Genomic DNA, 23,078 nt, shown 5'->3' with positions numbered 1-23,078 from the left:
ACATTATAGCACGCTTCTTACATTTTGTAAGCACAAAAGATTACAAAAGAGAAATTATTTTACGTCCCTTTAAAAAAATCAGATAACTCTCTGTAACAGGACGGTTATACGTTTCTGTTAATGCTTTTTTATAAAGGTTAATCTGACCTTGATAACGTTTTATAAGTTGTCCTTCATTCTCTTTTGTTAAATGATCGGTTTTAAAATCATAAAGTAAAATTTCATCTGCTAGAATATATCCATCGATAATCCCATGAATAAGCAACTCATCATTTTCATTATCGTAGTCGTTAAAAATTGTCGTTGTTTTTTGCAACATGGCAAAAGGTTCTTCTCGATGCACGTTGCTTTGTTGGGCGATCAGCTTTTGACCCAAGGGCGTGTCAAAAAACCAAAGGATATCTGGTACAACTACTTCTGCGGCAAGTTCTGTAGTTAAAATTCCTTCCGTGACAAGTTTAGCAATAAATTGCTCCAATTGCGTTTCAGTGGGAGCTTTGTTTAAATCTAACAATTGCAACACCGTATGGGTAGCCGTTCCAATGCTAGCGGCATCACGTTTTGTTTCAGCCATAAACTTCGGTGTCGCTAAAGTTTCAGCTGTATAACGGTTACCAGTCGCCTGTTTTTCCAAACTACTTTGCCAATCTAAGCGTTTTTCTTGGGTATTATCTGGGTCCTCAAAAACCCGCTTAATCTCTGTTACGGATTGATAACTTGTCGTTTGTGTTGCTTTTTCATAAGGATAAATAAAATCTAAGCGTTTTTTGACTATTGTTAAATCTGCTTGGATTTGCTCTTTTATTTTCTCGTCCATAGGCGCAATTACATTTTCTTCATAATTTTCGCGCCATGCTTTCACATCGGCTTGGTTAAACCAATAAATGGTGAACTGGGCCGGACTTTGCACGGTATAGCTGCGATCTTTTGCTTCACTAAAAACAGCTTCCATATCCGGATGACGCATCAATGTCATCCCCACCCAATTTAGCAAAACATGGCTACCTTTTAAACGCAAGGCAGGATTTAACACTTTCTTTTCTTGTGTTAGGGCTCCTTGCCACGCTTGCAATGCTTTTTCTTTGTTTTCATAAGAACCAACTAAATACAATTTTTGTTCGGCACGCGTCAAAGCAACATAAAGTTTACGCATTTCTTCTGAAAAAGCTTTGTTTAAACGAACTTGCTTAATACCTTTGTAGGGCATAGTTTCATAGCTGACTTGTCTTTCTTGGTCCACATATTTAATGCCTGCCCCTAGATGCTCTTCAAAAATATAATTGCGGTTAAAGTCCAAACGATTGATATCGCGGGCCATATCTAATAAAAAGACAATTGGAAATTCCAACCCCTTACTACCGTGAATGGTCATAACCCGCACCGCATTCTCCACTGATTTTGTCGCAGGTTCAGCCAAATCTAAATCTTTTTCCTGCATTTTTTCAATCAGACTGATAAATTGATATAAACCGCGAAAATTACTTTTTTCATAATTTTTTGCCCGTTCTACCAAAGCAATCAAATTTGCGTGGCGCTGAATTCCGTTTGGTAAGCCCAAACAATAATCCAAATAGGCAGTTTCTTCATAAAGACGCCAAATTAAATCCGGTAAAGCGTTGCGTTTTGAGAAGGCCCGCCAACTTTCTAATTGGCTTAAAAAAAGATTGATCTTTTCTTTTAGCTCTTCTTTTTTTCCATAAAGGCTATAGTCACTTAAAGCTTCATAATAAAAACCATTTTTATTTTGCAGGCGAATTTGCGCCAGTTCATCTTCTAGTAACCCTACAATTGGCGAACGTAATACAGAAGCCAGCGGTATATCGTTATAAGGATTATCAATAATTTTTAACAAGCTAATAATAGTTTGAATCTCAGTTGCTTGAAAATAACTTTCGGCATCCGTAATCTCCAGTGGAATACCTAAGTCGTAAAAAGTGTCGACAATAACTTGATTGTTTCCCTTTGTTGGGGTAAGTAACACGATATCGCCATATTCAAGTTTTCGCATCATTTTTTTGTCTTTATCATAAATTTGAAAAGATTGGCTAATTAATTCTTTGATTTTTAATGCTGTGATTTGAATTTCGCCAGCTTGACGTGTCTCGAAATGCTTGACATCATCTTTTGTCCCTTTTTCAAACAAAAGTAATTCCGTCTTAAACGCATCGCTTGCTGGAAAATTAGGAAAACCAGGAATTAACGCCGCTGCTTGGTCATAATCGATTTGCCCGACCTGTTGATCCATCAATTGTTCAAAAACTAAATTGGTGAAATCCAAGACTTCTTTGCGGGAGCGGAAATTCTCTGCTAAAACGATTCTGCGGCCATTTTTCTCATTACCATAGTCATTGTATTTTTCAATAAATAATGTAGGATCTGCCAAACGAAAAGCGTAAATAGACTGCTTTACATCCCCTACCATAAACATATTTCCGGCACTTTCTGTATTGTCTCTAACATAACTTAAAATCGCTTCTTGCAAACGATTGACATCTTGATATTCATCCACCATCACTTCAGTAAACTTGCTCTTATAATAAGTGGTAGCAGGGCTATTTTCTGCCATTAAAATTGCCAGTGTATAGTGTTCCAAATCATTAAAGTCTAAAACACCTTTCGCCAATTTTTTTTTAGTATAGGCTTGACTAAAAGCTTGCGTAACTTCACTCATTTTTGCAACTAACGCATGGGACTTCACCAATAAATCATTCATCATAGCCTCAGGATAAGGAAAATAAGTCACCACTTGGGCTACACTTTCTTTTGCGATTCCTTGAAATTCTTTGACACTCACAGAAAGATCCGCCAGCTCTCCCCTTTTTTTTCGGACATTCGTTTTTAAATCGAGTCCTTCAATTTGGGCAAAAAGAGCTGCCATATCGTCTGCTACAAGCGCTGCTTGCAATCGCATCACCTGATTTAGCTGTGTTGTTAACAATGCAACATCTTTTGTCAACTTCTCTTCATTTTGACAAATAGCGATCGCCTGCTCATAGTTTGCGACTGCTAATTCTAACTCTGCCACTACAGCAGGCTTGATTGCTGATTGGTACAATGCAGTTGTTTGAAAACCATCTTGCGCTTGATAATTTTTGGGTAACTCTTCTAGCCAATAAGCAGGATCAGGGGCTGCACAAGCAAATTGATACAAACGCATAACCAAATCCGTTAACCCCTCATCGGAACGATCGCTGCCAAAGTTTTCCGTTAATTTAAAGAAATCCTCGTCGTCATTGGCATAATAATCTTCTCTTAAACCCGTCCAAACTTCTTCTTGCAACAATAATTTTTCAGTTTCATCACTTAAGAGACGGAAAACCGGATCAAGGTCAATCAAATAATAAAAGCGTTTAATCACTGTCATACAAAAAGCATGGAGGGTGGAGATATTGGCTTGTGGCAATAACACTAACTGTTTCACGTAATGTGCGCGTAAATTACTATTTCCTTCTTCATTAATACTTTGCCGCAGCGCTTTTTCAATTCGTTCTTTCATTTCACTAGCAGCAGCTTCTGTAAAGGTTACAATTAATAAACGATCAATATCGACCCCACTTTTTAACTTTTCAATGACGCGTCTGACTAGGACAGTGGTCTTACCAGAACCTGCCGAAGCAGAAACCAATAGATTATCCCCGCCGTCAAAAACGGCTTGCCATTGTCGGTCTGTAAAGCGTTCGTTTTCCGGCCTTACCGGAATAACTGGATTTGTTTTAGACATCGCCGTTTTCCTCCTTGATTTCGTTTAAAATTTCTGATTTTGGTAAATTGGGAATTTCGTGATAATCATTTTGTGCAAGCATGACATCAAAGCCACACAAACTACGGAAAGGACAAAAATTGCACGCCTTTTCCCCACTACTTTTCTTGTAAGGATTTAAGAAAATTTCGCCGGTGACAATATTTTCTGCTGCATTTTTCATTAAATGGCGATTATGTTGTCTTAAAAGCTCCAGCTCCTCTTCTTGATAAAAAGCTTTTGAATTACTTTCTTTAGCCAAAACACCATCTTTATTACTTAAAATTGGATAAACAAAAGAGCGCTCTTTTACCTCCAATGTGTCATCTAACAAAGGATATAATTCACTATCTTCTGCAAAAATCCCTTTATATTTATAAGCTTTTAAAACTTCAGCCAAGCTTGCCTCTTCTGCTTTTAAAACTGGATCATGAATGCGCATATAATACGCCCCCGCAGCCTTAACATTAGTTGTTCCTACTAGTTCAGCCGCGTTTATTAAGGCAATATCTAGATAGGTCAACAATTGCATCGCCAAACCAAAATAAGCGTCGGTTAAATTGAAATCTTTTACACCTGATTTGTAATCGATCACTGCAAGCCAAGTGTGCTCGCTACTTTGGGCCATATCCAGTCGATCAATTTTTCCTCGTACGGCTAAGTGACCGCCGGTTGATAAAGGTTCTTCAATACCTTTAATACCACTAGTTCCAGCTAACTGACCAAAAACAATTTCAGTTGCAAGCGGGGTCATTTTAGTGCGCTTACTTTGCTTATGCAACGCCCAAATCACTTTTTTAATCGTCTTGCCAAGACGATAACGCAAATAATGCATGCGGGCAGAACTTTGTAAAATCATAAAGCGCGGTTCCGCAAAAATTTGCTGCAAAACAGTATCGATTAACTGCTGAGCTTCATTTTCATCTAATTCCACCAATAATTTTTGTTTCGCAAAAACAGCTTGCAAAAACAAATCCAACGCATCGTGAAAAAGCGTTCCAGTTGTAAGTGCATCAAGACCAAATAACTCTCGCTCTTTTAAGCGCAAGCCATAATTAGCAAAATAACGGTACCCACACTGATAAAAACTTTCCATCTGGGAAATCGATGAATACAAATCTTTGCCGTAAAGTTTTGTTGCGACTTCCTTTGGTAATGTTACTGGCACATTCAGGTACTCTCGGCTGGCAAAAGCGCGTTGTGCCAAATTACGATAAGAAGAGGCCAGCAACATCTCTTCTAAAGCGCGCCATTTTGCGTTTACGGTTAACTTTTCATCTTTTGCATTCCGATACAATAAATTCAGCTGGCCCACTAAATTACGATAAGTCGCCACAAAATTTTCTGGTTCACTTGTTAAAGATAGCTCCTCTAGAGGGATTACTTTTAAATTTCCTTGAGTGACAAAACGTTGCAAATACGGCGAAATGCGTAAGTTTTGCTCCGTGTCATGATTAGCCGCATAGCTTAAAAAGAGTTCATCACAAGCTGATAAAAAAACTTTGTAGGCAACAAAAGGTGCTTTTGCTACGCTCTCTGTTCGAAGATCCCGTAATTGTTTTTCATCCGTTAGGCTTGTGTTTAATACTTCCCTGTCTTCTATTGTTAACAAACTATCGTCTGAAACCGGAGCGGGAAAATTCTTATCATTTAAGCCCATGGCAAAGGTAATCTTTGCTTGCCCAATTCGAGCCAGGCCTAACTGATTTAACTGGACTTGGTCAATTGCAGAAGGAACTTTACCATAAAAGGTATTGTCCAATCCCGTAGTAAAAAGCAAACTGAAATTCGTTAAATTAAACGAATCTTCTCCATAAATTTCAACGTAGTCATCCATCAAGTCCATCAGTGCTGACCACGTCTGTTCGTGGTTACGCGCTAATTCCAAGTCACCTGCTGCAATATCTTTTTGGCGCCAATCTTTGATGCGTTCGTCAGCTTTAATCGTCATTAAAAATTGATACAGCTTACTAACAGCTTCTTTTGCTGTTTTACTTTTTTGCAGATTTTGTAAAAAATCTGCAATCTCTGTCGCAAAAGCCCGACGCAGTCGATTACTATCTTGTGACAGTTGGTCAGCATCTTCTTGTTCTTCATTTTCAAAATCATATTGAATGATCTGCCAATCTTCTCTTCGTGTCCAAAAACTTCCTTGAAAATTGAATTTCAAAGCAATATTTTCCGTCTGATCAACGATATTGCGATAGTTTTGTAGTGGATTATCAGTCTCAAAAAAATACGCGGGAATGAATAGTTCTGTTTTCAATAGCCGCATGATATCACTAAGCCGATAATGGTATTCACCTAAAGCAAATAACGCTTGTAAAAATTCTACAAGAGGATGTTGGGCCATCGAAATCTGTTGATCTAGATAAAACGGAATTGCTAACTCGTTAAAAACCGGTGGGATTAAATGCCCATAAGTCTCTAAATCGTTTGTTAAGAGTTGAATATCTTGATAGCGATATTGCCCACTAGCCACCAGTTTGCGAATTTCAGTGGCAATGTAATTGACCTCATCGGTAGGTTTTAATGCTTGCCATAAGTGGATACTTTCTTTTGGTAAAGCCGCAGCAGACGCATTGCCTGCATTTTGTGTTTGACGCCAAAAACTTTCTACTGCAACTTGTAAAGTAGCTTCTGGTAACGGCACAGCCGTTAAATCAACTAAAACTTTCGTTCCATTCTCTTTTGCTGTTTGCAAGAGTTGGTAATAAATTTTACCGGTATCGTGAAATAGATCCAATGCTTCAGGGGGATTTGTTACATAAGCCTTGTCTAACACCAAATCCAATAAAACATGGCCATTTTTGGCCAAAGTCGTCAAAAGACAACGCTCTTGGGCATAAAGTTCTTGAAAATCAGTCGCAATAAATAATGTTTTACTTAAATTAGGTGGCGCAAAAAGACTGCTCCCATCACCACTCAAATAACTCGTCAATAAGGCTAATGGATCTACCACTTGTAATTGACGTTTTGCAAGTTCTGTCTCATAGCGGGTCAAGATTAAACGCAATTCAGCAAACTTTAAGCTTTGATCAGCGTTCACGCTTTCTTTGGATAAAGTAGCTACTAAGTCCTCTGGTGTTAAATTACCTACTTTTAACTCTTGATATAAACCTAATAATTTCCCACAAAAACCTGATTTTTCCACTTCACCACGATACAGCAATAAGTCTTCTTTACTTTCTTCCAATACTTTTTGTAAAAGCATGAGACTTCCAGCCTCTGAAAGTGTTTGATTGGCCAATTGACCTGTTTTTTGTAAATAAAACCAAGCCAGACGATAAAAACTAAAAACTTGGGCACGAATCGTGGAAAAAGATAACGTATTATCAGGTTTCAGCGCTTTTAAAATTTCTTGTTCTTGCTCAAATTTATTGTAGTTAGGGACTAGAAAAAAAACTTGATTTTCTGCGTCTTGCTCAAGCCATGCTTGTGCTTTTTTTATATAAGTTTGGCGATGATCTAAAGCACCATTGCCAATTAAAAATTGTAAAGTCATCTCAAACTCCTTCCTTCAAAAAAAGCAATTGAAGTTATCTTGTTACTAGCATAGTATAACAAAAAAAAGTCGATAAATTGAACGCAGCGGTTCATTTACCAACTTTATTTTCATTCTTAAACTTTTACTTATTTATTAATAAAACCAATTTCTTTTAAAGGCCAAAAAACAAATTTCACATCACCAGAAACTGTCTTTTCATCGATAAAGCCAATCGAGCGCGTATCTTTTGAAATGCGCCTGTTATCCCCTAAAACTAAAATTTTGCCGGCGGGTACTTTTTCAAATTTAAAACTTGCTTCTTGGTTTGGACTTAAAGTTAACGGCATACCATCGGTTAAATCTTTTTTATATTCATTTAAATAAGGCTCCGCCACCTTTTTGCCATTAATCAGCAATTGGTCATTTTGATAACTGACCGTATCTCCTGGCAGTCCAATCACGCGCTTAATATAATATTTATCAGGTTCATCTGGGGCCGGAAAAGTTACAATATCAAAGCGTTTTACTTTTGTATTCAATAAGGCAATCACTCTTTCGCCATCTTGTAAGGTGGGATCCATAGAATCGCCTTTAACGACTACCGGGGTGAAAATAAATAGACGCACTGCTACTAATACTACAACTAAGCCGATTAGAAAAAGTGCCGATTTAAGCCATTCATAATTTTTATCTTTCAAGCGTTTTATCCTTCTTCCTCAAAGTTTCATACATTAATAGTACCATAGAGTCTTTTTTTCACCAAAGTTTGCGACTAGTAATAAGAAAAATTTAAATGAGCATATTAGTTTACTAACTAATTGTAAGTATGTATACTGACGATGTTACTTAATTAAACAAAGGTGGTTATTTACATGTCAAACTTTTTAGAAGCAATCAAAAACCGTCGTTCAATCTACGCATTAGGACGCAACGTTAATCTTAAGGAAACTGAAATTGAAAGCCTGATTAAAGAAGCTGTTAAATATAGCCCAACAGCATTTAACGCGCAATCTCCACGTGTTGTCATCTTATTTGGCCAAGCACATGAAAAATTATGGGAAATGACAGAAGAAGCATTAAAACCTTTAACTCCTCCAGAAGCATTCCCTAATACCCAAGCGAAATTAGCTGGTTTCAAAGCTGGTTTTGGTACAGTTTTATTCTTTAAAAACACAGATACAGTGAAAACTTTGCAAGAACAATTTGCTTTATATGCTGATAACTTCCCTGATTGGGCAGAACAATCAAATGGTATTGCAACAGCAAATACTTGGACTGCTTTAGAAGAAGCTGGACTTGGTGCTAACTTACAACATTACAATCCAGTGATTGATGCCGCTGTTGCAAAAGAATGGAATATTCCTGAAAACTGGCAATTGCGTTCACAATTAGTATTCGGTTCAAAAGAAGCTGAAGCTGGCGAAAAAGAATTCTTAAGTGACGACGAACGTTTCTTAACTTTTAAATAATTTGAACACAAAAATAGACTAGCTGCTAAACTGTTGTTTGGCGCTAGCCTATTTTTTTTCATCTAATAAAATATCAATCGGTGTTCCCTCTTTTAAATGTGTTGCCAAAAACTCCACAATTTCTTCTAGCGGTTCATTCAAAACAAATAGCGGTCCGCGCATGCCCCGGCGAAAAAAATTCACCTTCACTTGATTCTTGGTTTTTAATAAAACAATACGATCTACCTCAGCATAGGGAATTCCTTTTTTATCCATTGCATTAATACTAATATGATTTTCCGCAAAACCTTTGGCATCAATTAAAAAGCTTAAGATAATCAACCCTGCCAAAATACCCCGGACGTTCTCGTCTAAGGTTGTAGGGTTTAAACCAACCAGCACAATTGTTCCCACTCCTAAAGCTAAAATCAAATAAAAACTGGTGGACTTACGGCGAGACTTGAAAATAATTTCTTTTTCGATCAAGAATAAATAGGCAAAAAGCACCAGTACAAAAATTAACAGCAAAATGGTAAATGTCGACAAATACTTTTCCCCCTCCTTTTCTTCATCTTACCATAAAAACGCTATCAGCCAAATTGGTAGTGTCTTTTACCGTTGCAAAAGCGAACCAAGTATTTTCTTTATTCCTCAAATTTCGTTACAATAAAGAAGAGAATAGAAAAATAGAGGAGTTTTGATTATGGATAATTTTTTTAAAACATTTCGTGAAAATTTATTATTAAGTGGCTTCGCCTACGGTATTTTGGGAATCTTGATTTTAATTAAACCTGAACCTTTCTTCAATATGATTGTTTATATTTTTGCTGCTTTCTTTTTTGTTATGGGAATTATTAACTTAGTGAACCATTACCGGGCACAAAAGCGTGGCTATTCTGGTTCCCAATTAACAACTGGAATTTTACTTTTAGCCGCAGCTTTGCTGATTTTGATTTTTGCAAAAGGAATTGTGTCTATTATTCCCTTTTTCTTGGGCTTATTCATTTTAATTAGTGGAATTACCCAGTTGTTACAGGAATTGCAATTAAAAAAAGACGGTACAGCACGTACGGGTTGGTTTATCTTTAGTATCTTAATGATTGTAGCCGGTGCGTTACTCCTATTTAACCCTTTCCGTAGTGTTTTATTAGTTTTCCAAATTTTTGGCGGCCTGTTAGTTGTCTTGGGTGTTTCTCGTTTAGTTGATTTCTTTCGTTTAAGAAATATTTAAAGTTTTAATTATGACAATCTTTTTAAAGATTTCCGTCGCTTTTTTTAATCATTTCCCTTTATAATACTTTTGTTATCAATGAAGTATGAGGAGGTGGAAATATGCCAATTGAAAAAAGCCAACTAAAACAGCAACCAGTAATTATCGTCAAAGACAAAAACGGACAGATCTTACGGAAAGTCTCCGTGAAAGAATGGCTGGAAAATCATCCTCTTGACGCGACTAAAGAAGACTTTGAATTAAAACTTTATCGCGAAGCGTTAAATTACTTTTACTTAAAACAGTATGATCAAGCAGAAGATTTACTAATCTATCTTTGTGAAGGGACCCATTATCAACGTTATGAATACAGTGAACGTTTGGCTACGTTGTATCACACGCAAAACCGCTTGGACAAAGAACGGTGTATTTTACTCCTAGCTAAAAGAGCACAGGAAAAAAATCATGCGCCCAAAGAGTTGTTACAACGTATCACAAGACGTTTGGACAAAGTCGACAAACAATTAAATCACTATCAAAAAACCATCAATCTACTTGCTTTAAGTTAACAAAAGTAAAACAAAGTCTTTTAGCTTTTGCGCAATAAGCAAAAATATTTCGAACTTGTTTGTGTGAAAGTTTTATACTTTCCTGACAATTAACCAAAAACACCCAACTAGTTAGTTGGGTGTTTTTTTCATCTATTGCTGCTTATTTTTCAGCAGAATTTCCGCTTTTCAATATTTGACTTGTGCCATCAGCATAATTTAATTTCACATTATCTTGAACATTGAAAATATAAACATTAAATTTAATTGCTTCACTATTTACAGACTGTGCCATCAAATGGACACCCCGCGCCAAAAGTTCATCATTGCGAAAGATTGGTGTAACTTCATAACGAACAAAATGATTTTTATCTTGCTCTAAATAATACTTGATATCCATTTCAAAACGTAACATTTCAGGGTTATTCAACTGGCGTGTGCCGGTAATTAAATTTTGCCAATTGGCATTTTCACCTGCTAATGCAAAGCCAATTAAATGGGAGCGATTATACAAATAGCTACCACCAATTTTTTTATTGCGCCAGCCAGTCGGGGTAACACTTGAAATACTGCCGCGTTTTTCTTTGGGCATTAAACTTTGATTCAATAATGCCTCCGCACCTGTGGCCCGATTTAGTGCATCTAGGGGATAATACTTTTCCCATGCCCCACTTGTCGTAGCTAATTCGGCTTTTGAAAAAGTTGGCTTTCCTTGATTAATTTCAATCGTTTGTTTTCCTGCATAATTTAATTGGGCTAGTTCTTGTTTTAAAGCTGTCAGTTTAGCGTCACTTTGCAAGGGGCTTGCGCTTTTTTCTTCTGTTGCTCCCTCATCTTCTCTTTGATTACTACTGCTTTTCTCTTCTGAAGCTCCAGATTGCAAAGTAGTGCTGGCCGCCGTAGTATTTGGGTTATCTTTGGGTGCTATTGATTGAAGATTTTCAGTGTTTAATAACCCACTGCCAGATAATACGGCTGCAATTGATGCGGCCACCAAAATGAAGCTTGGCTTTTTCTTGCGATGTTTGGTCGTAGCTTGAATTAAGGTAACAATTCCAATAATTATCCCCAATAGACCACCTAATATTAAAACAGTATCCATTTTTTCCCTTCTTTTCTGTAAATTTAATCCACCTTTATACCCTAGCAAATGGCCTTCTTGAAAACAAGTAGAAATACGCTCAGATCGCCTACTTTTTCATTTTCGTCAAATGCTTGTCACCAGCCCTTTTTCTTGAAATAAAAATTTCATTGGCATAAAATAAAGCATGATACTTTTTTGGCGGAGTTGGTGGAACGGCAGACACGTATGCTTCAGGCGCATATGCCTATAATAGGCGTGAGGGTTCAAATCCCTTACTCCGCATTTTTATTACTCAAAAATTGACAAGGAGCAAATTTATGCCATTTATTGCGATTTTAATTGATGTCTTGACCTTGGGAGCGTATTTTTTGCAGTTGAATAATGATTCGCGTACATTACGATTTTTAGGCCTAATCTTTCAAGTAATTATGACGATTTTACTACTGATCTTAATGATTGCCTATCACGGTAAACGTTATAGTAATTATCGGCCAGCCGGTTATTCTTATTTAACAATTCGCTATGCCCTTATCATCTTCTCTTTTTTGATTAATGCCATCGTCTTGTTTCTTTACATTTTAAACTTTACCGGTGCCAACGATTTAATTTTTTCAAGCTTTTAAAAGTTCTTAACTTTTTCATAAGTTCTTTTGTCCAATCATTTTAAGATAGAAATTGTGCTATACTTAATCTTACGCGAAAAATATTGTTATGCGATAGATTGATTTATTTCGTTGAATTTAATCAAACTGGCGTAACTTAGGAGTTACATGGATGTATTAGAGGTTAGGGAATACATCGTTTAAACGAGAAATAACATGAATTTTAATAATAGTCTTGATCCAACCTTAAATAATAATATTGATTAGTTAGATAGCCTTCTCTAGTAATAGAGAGGGCTATTGTCCATTTTAGCAGATTTTTTTACTTCTCTCTTTACAAAACAAACATATGTTCGTATAATAAGAGTATCAAAAAGTTGGAAGTGATTTTATGCGTATCCCACCTTCTTATCAAGATCGCAAATTATTAAAGTGGAATGGCTTTTACTTATCTGAACATACGCGTCAAATGGCTGAAACCAAAGCTGCGCAAGCTTTTCTTTGGCCCGCCAAACCGATAATGGATAAAGAAGCTATCGCACAAGTTTTATATGAAGCGCGCTTAAAAGAGCGCAGTATTGCACTTCAAAAAGAAGAAGTAGATGCTGAAGGCCACTATTTCCCAGATATTGTTGGGAAAATACAAGGCTATGATGAATTAGGGATTTATATCGCCAATCAAAAAATTGATTACGACGAAATCCGCAGTGTCACCTTTACAACTGTTGCCAAGTGGTCTGCATTGGAGGAATAATGATGATTAATTTAAAGGGTACTATTTCTCAAATCAAAGTATTGAAAATGTCTGATCACCCCCTAGTTTACTTTCAATTGAATGAACACCACTGTTTAATCGCTACTCACGCATTGAATTTTTTAGCTGACGTTGCTGTTAATAGCACAATCAGCGTTGTTGGTCATTATAATGCTCGTAAACAATTTGTTGTAAAAAAATATAGTGTCTTAGGCAAACCTCAAATCGTGATTGAATTTGAAAAAAGTCTCTATCCGCCGAAACACATTTAGTTTCTAGTAAGAAAAGCCAAATTTAGCTGATCACTCGCCAGATAAAAAAGAAGCGTCTTAGCGCTTCTTTGCAAAAATTGTTTCAATTATTTGATCAGCCAAATAAAAAACGCGATCATTACTTTTGGGTCGCGGTGAGGCAGCGTTGAGCCAATCTAATCCTTCCAGCGGAATGCCGTAACAAAAAAGATGCGGTTGAATTTGTCCATTGTTATCAATGATTTGGTGTGTTTTGCGACTAACCAAGATTGCCCCTGTTACATGGCTTTTAGCGTCAAAAGTTACCTTATGTGGGGCTAGATAACCTTTTTCTCTCATATTCTTTAATAAGGGATTCTTTGTCGTTGCAAAACTTGGTTGCGGTAAACGCGCCTCAATCAAATTTTTTCCATTAAATCTTCGCTTTTCATCTTGCTTACTGTAGGCAACAAATTGCCCGTTTTGTTTTGTTACCGTCATCTCTGGAGCTAGAAATTCGACAATTTCCGCTTCTACTAACGCCGCTAATTGTTTTTGTCGTACAACAGGTGCACCGATAGCTAGAAAGCTATAGCTACGATTGAAATCTCCCCAGAAATCTTCATAGTACTCTCTTTCAGAAAATTTTTCATGATCTAACATATAATCAAAAGGTGCCTGCAGTTCTTTAAATGTATCAATCGCCGAGGCAATAGCTCCTGTTTTGTTGCCTAATTCAGCTGATTTTATATCTGATTTTAAATATCCAAGAACAAAACTAGGGAAATGTTCTGGTGAAATATTTCCTGCCGGCTGTAATAACTGCTCCCAATTTAATTGTAGTTCTTTGGGTACACGATATTTTTTTAAAACGGCAGCAGCATCTTTACAACGATATTCTGTTAGAAAGTTAGTCAAATCAAATTTAACATCCTTTAAAACCTTTTGATAATAGACTAATTCGGCTTCTTTTTTTACTAATGTGACTAATTCTTTTACTGATCCTTGAAATTGAGACATAAAATGCGGCGTCAAAATCTCAGGCTTAGCGTCTTCGCCAGGTTCTTTTTGATTAATAGGACGCGCATGATAAGGCAGACCGCGACCTGAGCCAACAATTATTTTTGCTTCTTTGCCTGAAGGCTGGTAACGCAAATTCCCCTCCTTTTCGATAAATTTCCCGCCCCACTTGTCAATTAGTAACGGTAGATAGTCATAAAAACTCAAACCCAACCCTCGAATAATAATTGGTCCATTAACTAATTTTTTTAATGGTGTATTGGCTGGATTTCCCGGTCTTTGATAAAACAAGTTATTTTTTTGGGCAAAATTCTGATTTTCGCACTCTTCTTCACTGGCTTCATTTTGCGAATGTCCCGTTGCCAAAATCACATCAGAAACGAGATATTCTTTTGAGCCAATTAGACTGATTTTTTCTTTTTTTAACGTTAAATCCGTAATTTTTTCTTTAACCAAGTGTACTTGTATTTTTTTTGTGGTTTTCTTTAAAATTTCTGCATAAAACCACCGTTGATAAATACCGTAGTAGCGGCGAGAACAATAGTCGTTTTTAGCTAATCTGGTTTCTGACATAAATTTTTCTTGCTCTGTTCGATCTAACGTAGCTAAAAAAGCGGCGGCCTCCCTTTGACTCCATTCCCCTAGATTAGGACCTTCATCTTCAGAAAATAACGTTACATGTTGCAACACGGTGTTCATGATAACAGCTTTACTTTGATCACTACGCCAGACATTTCCTCCTGGCCCATACGGATCAAAAATAAAAATTTCAAATGCTTCTTTACTTTCCACGGCTCTCTTTATAAGCTTTGACAAGGCAATCAAACCAAATGGCCCCGCACCAATAATCGCGATTTTTTTCATATCCGTCCTCCTTAGTAAAAAAGCCTATAGTTTCTTATCCAGCATATACCTCGCTATAACAGTTATTCTTATTATTAGAGTAAAGAATAATGCAAGCATGTGCAAATCTGAACCTTTGATTATTTCAACTTAATTCGCTTATAAAAAAAGAAAAAAAGCTCTATTTTGACCACAAACGCAACATAATAGAAATTGTTTCTCAAAATCATATCAATTTTCAAAAATATACTTCTATCATCTTGTATGCAAATTATGCAAAAAAACTGGTATCAACGTCAGCAAGACATCAATACCAGTTTTTTTCTAACTATAAGGAGGGACAAATCGTTTTATATCAGGCCTATATGTCTAATTTTACGAACTAACTTTCTTTGATGTTAAGTCGAAATTTCAAAAAATTTTAAAGGCAATTTATCAAGATTCCATCTTATCGTAGAGAGTTCACTCCGAGTATGAGTCCTTTCTAGCAGACCCGTTTCGCAAAACAACTCTTCAAAAATAAGAAGAAATATTTTTCCGAAAATATCGCTCTCTTACTGATGACGGAATGCAGTTTGCTTAACTTTTTTGCTACGCAATTTTTTCTATTCGGATAAAATAACCGTCGATTGATTCACTGATTTGTCTTAAAACATGGAAACCTTGTTCTTCTTTTTGACGGGGAACCTCAATCAATTTAACTTCTTGGCGATTGATAGGAATACCTACAATTAATTCGTCTGAAACCATATGCATCGCCATGATATGAGAAATTTGAGCGCCCAATTTCATTATTTCTTGCTGATTTTTATTCACACGCCAATGCGAATTTTGCATTAAGCGTAAACCACTCGTTAAAACACCACTCTTAACAACTTTTTCTGAAATGACTGGACGCCACATTTAAGCCACCTGCTTTAAAGGGTAATCTTCAATTGTTATAGCGGTATCACTTGCTACAGTGACAGTAACTAAGCTGCGATATTTTGCTGCAATTTTTTTTAGCTGTTCTGCCTCTTTTTTTGAACAATCAACATAAAAAATCACGCCATCATACTGGTCTTCAAACTTTGCTAAAAACGCTTCTGCTTGTTTCAACCATTTATTCTTAATCGTCAGACTTTCATAAAACGTCACTTGCTTATTCCGCAAATAGTTTTCTGGCAGTTTTTTAGGAAATCCTACGACTGCGATTTTTTCACCTGTATGTTGTTTTTTTATATGATTCCAAACATGACTAATTTTTCTTTGGTTACCGTAAATAATATACATTTTGCTTGCTCCTTAATTTATGATTATTCTATTATGACGGCAATAGCCTACCGTCGAATATTCAGCTTGCAAGACTATCCCCTCCTCTAATCATAAATAAAGTAACGCTCTTTATTTATCCACCATACCAAAGATATTATTTAAAGCAAGCAACGTAAGAAATTGGTAAGAGGATAACTTACCAATTTCTTACAAAGTAAAATAAGACCGCTACTTCTTCCACTAAATAAAAGTGCGATAAAACAATTGCGAGCAAAACAAAAAATACCATTGTTCATTGGTAATAAAAAAAACTAGCAAAATTACTCCTTCAATAATAGGGATAATACTTTTTGGTATCCCCCTTGATATTTAGACTATTTTTATCGCCATGAGTCGCGATACTTTCACTTTGCCAAAATATTTTCCAAGAATCACACAATCTAACTTAGACATCCCCCAATTATTCGGACCATCTATCATCCTTACTTCTACAAGTCTGGTTGTAGTTCCTACTTTGTAGATTAATCGATCCCCGCAATTAAAAAAATCGCTAGTATACCTTCTTACCCCTCGGTGAAATCTATCGTTGACTATCTTTATTACTTCCATATTAAAAAACCACCTTATTCATTTAACAATCGCTAATGATCATCTCTAAAACACCTGAAATTTACTACCGCTTCATAAATAGCTATTGCTCTCTTCTTTTTCTTTTTACAAAATAGATGATTAGGAAAATTATTATCATAACGAGTAACGCTACGAGAATTCCAATAATTATAAAAAGCAAAGTATTATCTTTTTTAACCGTGAATACTTTTGTATTAACAGTTTGTGCTTCTTTTTTTGAAATATCAAATTTCTGTTCAAAATGCCATTGTTTATTAAAAACATCTGTAAAATCTAACTTCAACAGATATTTACCGGCATCAAGTGGCTTAGTCGCACCAACAGTACCGTTAAAAAAATTAATCGTAAACGAAGAGGAAGGTGCTATGCCACCATCTTTAATTTCTCTAGAAATAACCGGATTTTTTTGATCTTCCTCTTTATATATCTTCCCAATCATGTGCACTTTACTAATATTTACCGGTTGGGTGTTCTTCAGCTTTACCGTTATACCGGCATTTTTACTAATGACCTCAGGAGATATACTTATTAGCTCTAAATTTAGATTAACTTTTGTTTCATTTTGCGAGAGCATTAATCCTAAAACGTAATCGTAATCCGTTGTCAGTCCAGCTTTCTTTTTTTGCTGAGATTCTCTTTTTACTTGAATACCACCTAAAATCATTCCATCAAATTTTTGTTTGGAAACTGATATATCAAAAGAAACAAGCCCTGCTTTTTTACCGGGAATCGTTACTGTTTTCGGATATTTTACCCACTTTTGAATATCCGTCTCATTTGAAGGACTCGATTTATTTATCTCACCACTATAATCAATCACTAAATTACCATTTGTTTCAGCCCTATTCACGTCAATTGCGAACTTTTGCTGTTGCTCTGAAAAATTATTGATTTTAACTTTTACAGTTGTTTTTTCTTCAGGTTTAACGCTTAAATCAAAAAAAGAATTTCCGCGCTCAAGTTGATTGGCAGAAAAGATGGGCTCAACGCTAAAATTTACTAATTCAGCTTCTTGCTCGGCATAGACCACTCCAGTTGTAGCAAATAGTCCAATGATTAATACAATACACGTGTAAAAAGTCCTTTTCACTATGTCTTCCCCCATTTTTAAAATAATAGAACGGCAAACCATTAATAGTCTGCCGTTCCAAAACCTGCACTTGCTTATAAGGCGTTTACTGCTGAATAGGTGATTGTACCATTGTATGTTTGAATACTTAAATTATTATTCGCAATAGTAAGAACCGGTTCTTTCAATTCATAAGCTTTTGTTCCAACAGGTGCTGATGAAGGTTCATCAACAACCGTACCACTGGCGGTCAATACTTCAACAGAACCAATTGTAAGAGAAGTGCCAATTCCACTTAAAACAGTTGCTTTTGCATCAATTTTCCAAGGAGAAGCTGCAATAGCCTTTGTCCATTTGTCTTGTGATGCATTAATATCTTCTTGCGTTACCTTATCATTAGGAACAACTTTCCCAATTTCACCAAGAGCAGAATCAATCGAATCTTGTGTTGGACGTGTATCTGTCACTTTCAAATCTTTATCGTAGGTTCCTGTGAATGTCGCATTCGTCGCTGCAACGCTATCTAATGAATGTTTTCCAATATCAATATTTGGCACTTCATTTAAAGCAAACGCACCTGGATCAGAAGGCAATCCAGTATCTGGATCAATGGTATAGTCTGTAATTTCTAATTTTGTTGTTCCTTCTTTGGTATCCAAATCCGCTGCAAATGCATTAGTTCCCGTTCCTAATAAAATTCCTGTTAGTAATAAACCACTCATAATTTTTTTCATTTTAAATTCCTCCATTTATTGTATTAACAATGCAATATTGTCAACTCTGATTAAAATTTTGCATTAATAAAACGCCATTGGTTTAGGGCTTGATACTCACCAACCCTATTATTCTTACCAAAATTCAGATTAATTTCGTCTCGATTAATTGTATAGGTAATCCAGCCATGAGCAGAATTACTGTCTGAGCGTAAAACGGTTTGAAATATCGGTTCATCAAGATTTTGATAAAGTGGATAAGTCTTAAGGGCTTGTCCTTTTTCCGTAGTAACTGTTCCTGGTTTTAGCGATATATTTGCATTAGTTAAAGGACTGTCACTTTTTTGTGTTAAACTAGAAAAATTCACTTGTAGATCCCAAGGTATTGATGTTAATCGCGCATCTAAAATTTTTATAGTTAAATTTTCTGTCGCTTTTATATCTTTGCCATACTCTGTTAGCTCGTGATTTCCAAAATCCAAATCATTAATTGCATAAATTCTTGGATATTTTTCATTTAAGGGTAAAATCTCGAGGGTTGTTTTTCCTTCTGCTGCTAAAACATCTAACGGAAAAAGAAATAAGGACAGTCCAATCATAGCAATAGGGATGATTTTCTTCTTTTTACGCATCTTTTTCCCTCCTTCTTTTACATAGAAGAAACAAGATTGCGAGCAATAGCGTTCCTAAAAATGAAAATGCAAAAGATTGGATTTCATTTGTCTTGGGATAATGTTTTCTGGAATTTCCATTAGCTAAAGTATTATCACCATTAGATGTATGCTGGCTCTTATCAGATATTACAAGTGTCGTTTTATTGGTCATCGTATCTGTAGCTGCTACTACAGAGTTAGGTGCTAACACCAATCCTGAAAAGGTAAGCCAGAGAAGGAACAAAATTCTGCATAACTTTTTTGCGTTACTCTTTTTCTCATTCATTCTTCTGACCCCCTTTATGGTGCATCGATTATTGTCCAAACCAATTTGCCACTCACTGTTCCAATTTCACTCGTATTATCTAATTTCAGCAGCAATCCTGCGTCTTTATCATAATTCAGCTCTTTATTTACGGGAAATTCTGTCTCCCCTAGACTTTGATTATTAAACGTAAATTGATCGCTTAGTAATGCCTTACTTGCTGATTTTGCCTCCATCTTTACACGAATAAAGCTTTCTTTTTTTAAATTGCGTGTATCTCGAATCTTAATTTTCATCTTTTCTTGCCGTGACATTGGTGTTTTTGTATCACTTAATTCCGTTCTTGAATATTTCCAAGAATAGTCCTGCGTCAATTCTTCAAAACCCAGATAACCATTAAGTATAAATTTGCTTTCCATTGTTTCAGCTGGATGAATGCCATCATTTATTGAAACAGAGATCGTATTAATCCCAACCACAAATGGTGTATTAGCAGCAAGTAAATTAATATTTGAATCTAGCGTGCCTTCAAATAATTGATCAGAAATATCGCTATCCAATACTGTTTGATCATTAATCGTTTTACCATTAATTTTTACCGCATAAGAAAGTTTGTCTCTATCCGCATCTCTATACTTAAAGCTGTAGTGAAAACTATCCAGATAGTCAGTATATTCTTTTTTGTCAGTAGTTAGCTCACTTAGTATCGGAGCTTGATTTCCTTTGATCCAAAATGGAACTTGTTGACTCAAAAAATCATTTACCGTCTTATTGCCTACTTCTTCAGTAGTCACATGACTAGAAAAATGTGTTTTCTTGGTTTCAGTGTGTTTAGTGGGATTTAATTCATAAGACATATAGACATCTTCTCCAGGATGAACTTCAAGATTTGAAAAAGTTGTCTTTATTTCGCCTGTTTCTCGATTAACAGTAGCTGTACCTGTATATTTTTTTGCGCCAATTTGTGCTATTACATTTTTAACAGTTTTAGTTAAATCAATATCTACTGGACTAACATATGACTTCCACTCGTTAATTTTCAAAGCTGCCTCACCCTCAGAGACTGTAAATCTTGTTTGAAAAGTAAGTAGATCGCTATCTTGAGCAGCGGGTAATTGTGGATTATACGTATCGTGGTCTTCAATATCCACCACCGATTTACCAAGGTTCAGTACATCATTTTCAATTTTTGCACTTAAATCAACAGGGACTTGTGTAAAGACAAATTTCACCTGGCCACTTGCTGCACCATTTGCACCAGTAAATCCCCAATATGCCATATTATTTGAATCTGACAGATTCAATTCCGCACTTAAATCCGCCCATGGTATTGTTACAGGTTGCGTTTGAGCACCAGTAATTGGATTTTTTAAATAATAAGAAAATGTATGCGTCGGTTGATCAAAATCATAACGAAATTCATACCATGTATTATCACGAATATTGTCACCCACTACACCGTTGAGTAACCTAAAGCCATTATGTCGAATTACGGCATCGGCACCATTAGTACTTAAAGCACCACCTTCCCATTTATCTCCATTTCCTTGGGGTCTATACCCTTTGGATAAATTTGAGGGGAAACTGTAAGCCATGTGTGGTGTTTGAGGATTATCTTTATCATAATCGTGTCCGCGTCCATCACTATTGGAATATAAATCAAATTCGATCGCAACTGATTTTTTTATCGCGTATGTCTCTGGGGTCACCCAACTACTAAAAATACTCGATCTCCATGCCTTGGTTCCACCGTAAACACCTAAATTTTGTCCATCATCAGAACTATTTGCAGTTGTTAAAGCCGTAGAAGACGCATTTTGCATGACAAAAGCCAGCCCATCTGCATCTCCATTTGCTGCATTCCCAAAATTTATATAAGTTCGCCCATGAAAACTATTGGAAAAATCCATTCGATACTGATCCTTCGACCAAATTGATAACCAATTTTTTGAACCAGATAGCGATATTTCAGAATAGGGCACACCGTTATTTACATTTGGATTATAAATGTTATTTACACCACTGCTCCCTTTGTTTCCAGCAGAATTAATATTGCCGAAAACGCCCTCCAACAATATCGCTCCTTTAGGTACTTCTGGATTCCCAGTATTTCCTGTTAGTGGAGAACCTAGACTTGCTCGACTAGTATTCATTTTAGCCTGTGTATTCTCTTGCACCGAATTTTGTGTATCAGATGAATCAACTTTTTTAGTCGTATCTGTTATAGATTCACTTGCAACATTTGCGTTAATCTTCTCGTCAGTAGAACTATTTTTCTGAACGTCATCTCGAGTCATAGAATCGCTGCTTTTACCTGATCCTTCTAACTTGTCACTACTACTTGGCATAACATTTGTGGTATTCTCACTGGCTTTTGTTGGACTCTTTGATTCAGCTGGACGGTTTGTATTTTTCAAAGTTCCTAACCTAATTTTTTTACTATCTTTAAACTGATATATATCTGCGGTCACAGAACTTCTTTCCTTAGTATGGAATTCTACTTTTGATTCGCCAGGATCTAATTCAAAAAAACCTTCTTTCTGAGAAATTATAACCCCATTACTTCCCTTCATATTACTGACTTCTTGATTTTCAGAAAAACTGATACCGATTTTTTCGACATCAGATTGCACATTAGTAAATTGAATTGACCAAAGCCACTCATCTACATTACGATCATAAGAAGTACTGCTTAAATACGCATTCAATTTGCTACTTAGCAATTCTCCAGCATTCAATTGAACTGTAGCAGTTTCTTCAGCATAGGATAAATTATTTCCCCCAATCAGCATGTTTACTGGAACAATCAAAACCGTTACCAAACCAGTTATAAATATTTTGTAAAGTACACTTTTTTTCAATACCTCACCTCCAGACTTATTCGCCTATTTCAACATCGATATTACATTGCATTGCCCAGAAAATATTATCATCAATTTCAACTTTTTTTTAAATTTGCGAAAATTTTCATTTGGTTTTTGAGCTATATTTTAGACACGTATATCTATATTTAGTCGCTACTACTTAAACACAATAGCAACTAAATATAAATTTAACGTATTATTATATGTGGGAGCTTCTCAGTATGAAAATTCAAGACCTCTTCGATAAGAATCAAAAATATCAATTGGATTTGCTAACAAACTTGATCAAAAGTAAGCAACCGATAAAAAAAGATGTTTGTTTAAAACGCTTGAATGTATCCGCTTTTTTACTCGATCGAGCTTTAGAAGACTTGCAAGATACTCTTATAGAATTAAATTTAACTATGTCACTTGATTTTCATTCAGCTTCTGATTCAATAGCTCTTTCTAATTACACAATGAAAGAGTTTAATTCGATTTATTATCATTTTAGCCAAACTTCAATTAATCACTCGATTATTCGCTATCTATATTTAAATCGGAATTTTAATATGTATGAATTGTCGACACACCTCTCAATAAGTATTTCTACCCTTTACCGATATATCGCCTATCTAAATGAGCAACTTGAAGAATTTCAGCTCACTGGTGTTAGTATTAAATCT

The 23,078-nt window shown here is 35.8% G+C and carries 20 protein-coding genes and 1 tRNA gene; 8 read left to right on the top strand and 13 right to left on the bottom strand.

Going from position 1 to position 23,078, the window contains the following annotated elements; all coding sequences use genetic code 11:
* Window positions 1-40: 40 nt before the first annotated feature.
* From addA to lepB, 3 genes are all read right to left on the bottom strand, one after another.
* Window positions 41-3,721, bottom strand: coding sequence for a helicase-exonuclease AddAB subunit AddA (gene addA, locus JZO76_RS02960; RefSeq protein WP_206902692.1), 3,681 nt, complete (start codon window positions 3,719-3,721; stop codon window positions 41-43).
* A complete protein-coding gene (locus JZO76_RS02955) occupies window positions 3,714-7,244 on the bottom strand; it encodes a PD-(D/E)XK nuclease family protein (protein ID WP_206902691.1) in 3,531 nt (1,176 codons plus the stop codon). Before JZO76_RS02955 ends, addA begins: the two co-directional genes overlap by 8 nt.
* A 128-nt stretch (window positions 7,245-7,372) precedes the next feature.
* Window positions 7,373-7,924: a signal peptidase I gene (gene lepB / locus JZO76_RS02950; RefSeq protein ID WP_206902690.1), complete on the bottom strand. Its 552-nt coding sequence runs from the start codon at window positions 7,922-7,924 to the stop codon at window positions 7,373-7,375.
* A 174-nt stretch (window positions 7,925-8,098) separates the two neighbouring features.
* Here lepB and JZO76_RS02945 point away from each other — a divergent pair, with 174 nt between their 5' ends.
* A complete protein-coding gene (locus JZO76_RS02945; protein WP_206902689.1) occupies window positions 8,099-8,695 on the top strand; it encodes a nitroreductase family protein in 597 nt (198 codons plus the stop codon).
* Between the two features lie 48 nt (window positions 8,696-8,743).
* On the opposite strand, the gene JZO76_RS02940 is transcribed toward JZO76_RS02945, so the two are convergent.
* A complete protein-coding gene (locus tag JZO76_RS02940) occupies window positions 8,744-9,220 on the bottom strand; it encodes a hypothetical protein (protein ID WP_206902688.1) in 477 nt (158 codons plus the stop codon).
* A 157-nt stretch (window positions 9,221-9,377) separates the two neighbouring features.
* Between JZO76_RS02940 and JZO76_RS02935 the strand changes: the two genes are divergently transcribed.
* Together JZO76_RS02935 and JZO76_RS02930 are read left to right on the top strand one after the other, a co-directional pair.
* Window positions 9,378-9,905, top strand: coding sequence for an HdeD family acid-resistance protein (locus tag JZO76_RS02935; RefSeq protein ID WP_206902687.1), 528 nt, complete (start codon window positions 9,378-9,380; stop codon window positions 9,903-9,905).
* A 101-nt stretch (window positions 9,906-10,006) separates the two neighbouring features.
* Window positions 10,007-10,453, top strand: a complete 447-nt coding sequence (locus JZO76_RS02930; protein ID WP_206902686.1) for a hypothetical protein — start codon at window positions 10,007-10,009, stop codon at window positions 10,451-10,453.
* A 142-nt stretch (window positions 10,454-10,595) separates the two neighbouring features.
* Here the strand turns inward: JZO76_RS02930 and JZO76_RS02925 are convergent, their stop codons facing one another.
* Window positions 10,596-11,534, bottom strand: a complete 939-nt coding sequence (locus JZO76_RS02925; protein ID WP_206902685.1) for a DNA/RNA non-specific endonuclease — start codon at window positions 11,532-11,534, stop codon at window positions 10,596-10,598.
* Between the two features lie 180 nt (window positions 11,535-11,714).
* Between JZO76_RS02925 and JZO76_RS02920 the strand changes: the two genes are divergently transcribed.
* The 4 genes from JZO76_RS02920 to JZO76_RS02905 all read left to right on the top strand — a co-directional run bounded on the left by JZO76_RS02920 (window position 11,715) and on the right by JZO76_RS02905 (window position 13,144).
* Window positions 11,715-11,798 (top strand) — tRNA-Leu (locus JZO76_RS02920).
* A gap of 35 nt (window positions 11,799-11,833) precedes the next feature.
* Window positions 11,834-12,139, top strand: a complete 306-nt coding sequence (locus tag JZO76_RS02915) for a hypothetical protein (RefSeq protein ID WP_206902684.1) — start codon at window positions 11,834-11,836, stop codon at window positions 12,137-12,139.
* A gap of 370 nt (window positions 12,140-12,509) precedes the next feature.
* Window positions 12,510-12,872, top strand: a complete 363-nt coding sequence (locus JZO76_RS02910; RefSeq protein WP_206902683.1) for a hypothetical protein — start codon at window positions 12,510-12,512, stop codon at window positions 12,870-12,872.
* A gap of 2 nt (window positions 12,873-12,874) precedes the next feature.
* Window positions 12,875-13,144 (top strand): hypothetical protein, encoded by a 270-nt coding sequence (locus tag JZO76_RS02905; protein ID WP_206902682.1) that lies wholly within the window; start codon window positions 12,875-12,877, stop codon window positions 13,142-13,144.
* A gap of 57 nt (window positions 13,145-13,201) precedes the next feature.
* On the opposite strand, the gene JZO76_RS02900 is transcribed toward JZO76_RS02905, so the two are convergent.
* The 8 genes from JZO76_RS02900 to JZO76_RS02865 form a co-directional block, all read right to left on the bottom strand.
* Window positions 13,202-14,986 carry an FAD/NAD(P)-binding protein gene (locus JZO76_RS02900; RefSeq protein WP_206902681.1) on the bottom strand — a complete coding sequence of 595 codons (1,785 nt, stop codon included), beginning with the start codon at window positions 14,984-14,986 and terminating at the stop codon, window positions 13,202-13,204.
* Between the two features lie 570 nt (window positions 14,987-15,556).
* A complete protein-coding gene (locus JZO76_RS02895; RefSeq protein ID WP_206902680.1) occupies window positions 15,557-15,868 on the bottom strand; it encodes a hypothetical protein in 312 nt (103 codons plus the stop codon).
* Window positions 15,869-16,237 carry a hypothetical protein gene (locus JZO76_RS02890; RefSeq protein WP_206902679.1) on the bottom strand — a complete coding sequence of 123 codons (369 nt, stop codon included), beginning with the start codon at window positions 16,235-16,237 and terminating at the stop codon, window positions 15,869-15,871. It abuts the gene before it with no gap.
* A 673-nt stretch (window positions 16,238-16,910) separates the two neighbouring features.
* Window positions 16,911-17,954: a DUF916 and DUF3324 domain-containing protein gene (locus JZO76_RS02885; protein WP_206902678.1), complete on the bottom strand. Its 1,044-nt coding sequence runs from the start codon at window positions 17,952-17,954 to the stop codon at window positions 16,911-16,913.
* Between the two features lie 59 nt (window positions 17,955-18,013).
* A complete protein-coding gene (locus JZO76_RS02880; protein ID WP_206902677.1) occupies window positions 18,014-18,652 on the bottom strand; it encodes a hypothetical protein in 639 nt (212 codons plus the stop codon).
* A 50-nt stretch (window positions 18,653-18,702) separates the two neighbouring features.
* Window positions 18,703-19,263, bottom strand: coding sequence for a WxL domain-containing protein (locus tag JZO76_RS02875; RefSeq protein WP_206902676.1), 561 nt, complete (start codon window positions 19,261-19,263; stop codon window positions 18,703-18,705).
* Window positions 19,256-19,570 (bottom strand): LPXTG cell wall anchor domain-containing protein, encoded by a 315-nt coding sequence (locus JZO76_RS02870; protein ID WP_206902675.1) that lies wholly within the window; start codon window positions 19,568-19,570, stop codon window positions 19,256-19,258. The genes JZO76_RS02875 and JZO76_RS02870 overlap by 8 nt, the downstream gene beginning before the upstream one ends.
* 14 nt (window positions 19,571-19,584) lie before the next feature.
* Window positions 19,585-22,410 carry a lectin-like domain-containing protein gene (locus tag JZO76_RS02865; protein ID WP_206902674.1) on the bottom strand — a complete coding sequence of 942 codons (2,826 nt, stop codon included), beginning with the start codon at window positions 22,408-22,410 and terminating at the stop codon, window positions 19,585-19,587.
* Between the two features lie 224 nt (window positions 22,411-22,634).
* On the opposite strand from JZO76_RS02865, the gene JZO76_RS02860 reads away from it, so the two are divergent.
* Window positions 22,635-23,078 (top strand): helix-turn-helix domain-containing protein (locus JZO76_RS02860; protein WP_206902673.1); only part of this gene is annotated, 444 nt, incomplete at its 3' end.

The sequence above is a fragment of the Candidatus Enterococcus myersii genome (genome assembly GCF_017316025.1).
GTDB classification, from domain to species: Bacteria; Bacillota; Bacilli; order Lactobacillales; family Enterococcaceae; genus Enterococcus_C; species Enterococcus_C montenegrensis.
The sequence above is the reverse complement of the archived record's forward strand: the minus strand, read 5'-3'. Positions and strand labels throughout refer to the sequence as shown.

Coding starts and splice junctions, on each gene's coding strand:
- addA (WP_206902692.1), bottom strand. CDS start 3,721: ATGTCTAAAACAAATCCAGTTATTCCGGTAAGGCCGGAAAACGAACGC.
- JZO76_RS02955 (WP_206902691.1), bottom strand. CDS start 7,244: ATGACTTTACAATTTTTAATTGGCAATGGTGCTTTAGATCATCGCCAA.
- JZO76_RS02945 (WP_206902689.1), top strand. CDS start 8,099: ATGTCAAACTTTTTAGAAGCAATCAAAAACCGTCGTTCAATCTACGCA.
- JZO76_RS02935 (WP_206902687.1), top strand. CDS start 9,378: ATGGATAATTTTTTTAAAACATTTCGTGAAAATTTATTATTAAGTGGC.
- JZO76_RS02930 (WP_206902686.1), top strand. CDS start 10,007: ATGCCAATTGAAAAAAGCCAACTAAAACAGCAACCAGTAATTATCGTC.
- JZO76_RS02925 (WP_206902685.1), bottom strand. CDS start 11,534: ATGGATACTGTTTTAATATTAGGTGGTCTATTGGGGATAATTATTGGA.
- JZO76_RS02915 (WP_206902684.1), top strand. CDS start 11,834: ATGCCATTTATTGCGATTTTAATTGATGTCTTGACCTTGGGAGCGTAT.
- JZO76_RS02910 (WP_206902683.1), top strand. CDS start 12,510: ATGCGTATCCCACCTTCTTATCAAGATCGCAAATTATTAAAGTGGAAT.
- JZO76_RS02905 (WP_206902682.1), top strand. CDS start 12,875: ATGATTAATTTAAAGGGTACTATTTCTCAAATCAAAGTATTGAAAATG.
- JZO76_RS02900 (WP_206902681.1), bottom strand. CDS start 14,986: ATGAAAAAAATCGCGATTATTGGTGCGGGGCCATTTGGTTTGATTGCC.
- JZO76_RS02895 (WP_206902680.1), bottom strand. CDS start 15,868: ATGTGGCGTCCAGTCATTTCAGAAAAAGTTGTTAAGAGTGGTGTTTTA.
- JZO76_RS02890 (WP_206902679.1), bottom strand. CDS start 16,237: ATGTATATTATTTACGGTAACCAAAGAAAAATTAGTCATGTTTGGAAT.
- JZO76_RS02885 (WP_206902678.1), bottom strand. CDS start 17,954: ATGGGGGAAGACATAGTGAAAAGGACTTTTTACACGTGTATTGTATTA.
- JZO76_RS02880 (WP_206902677.1), bottom strand. CDS start 18,652: ATGAAAAAAATTATGAGTGGTTTATTACTAACAGGAATTTTATTAGGA.
- JZO76_RS02875 (WP_206902676.1), bottom strand. CDS start 19,263: ATGCGTAAAAAGAAGAAAATCATCCCTATTGCTATGATTGGACTGTCC.
- JZO76_RS02870 (WP_206902675.1), bottom strand. CDS start 19,570: ATGAATGAGAAAAAGAGTAACGCAAAAAAGTTATGCAGAATTTTGTTC.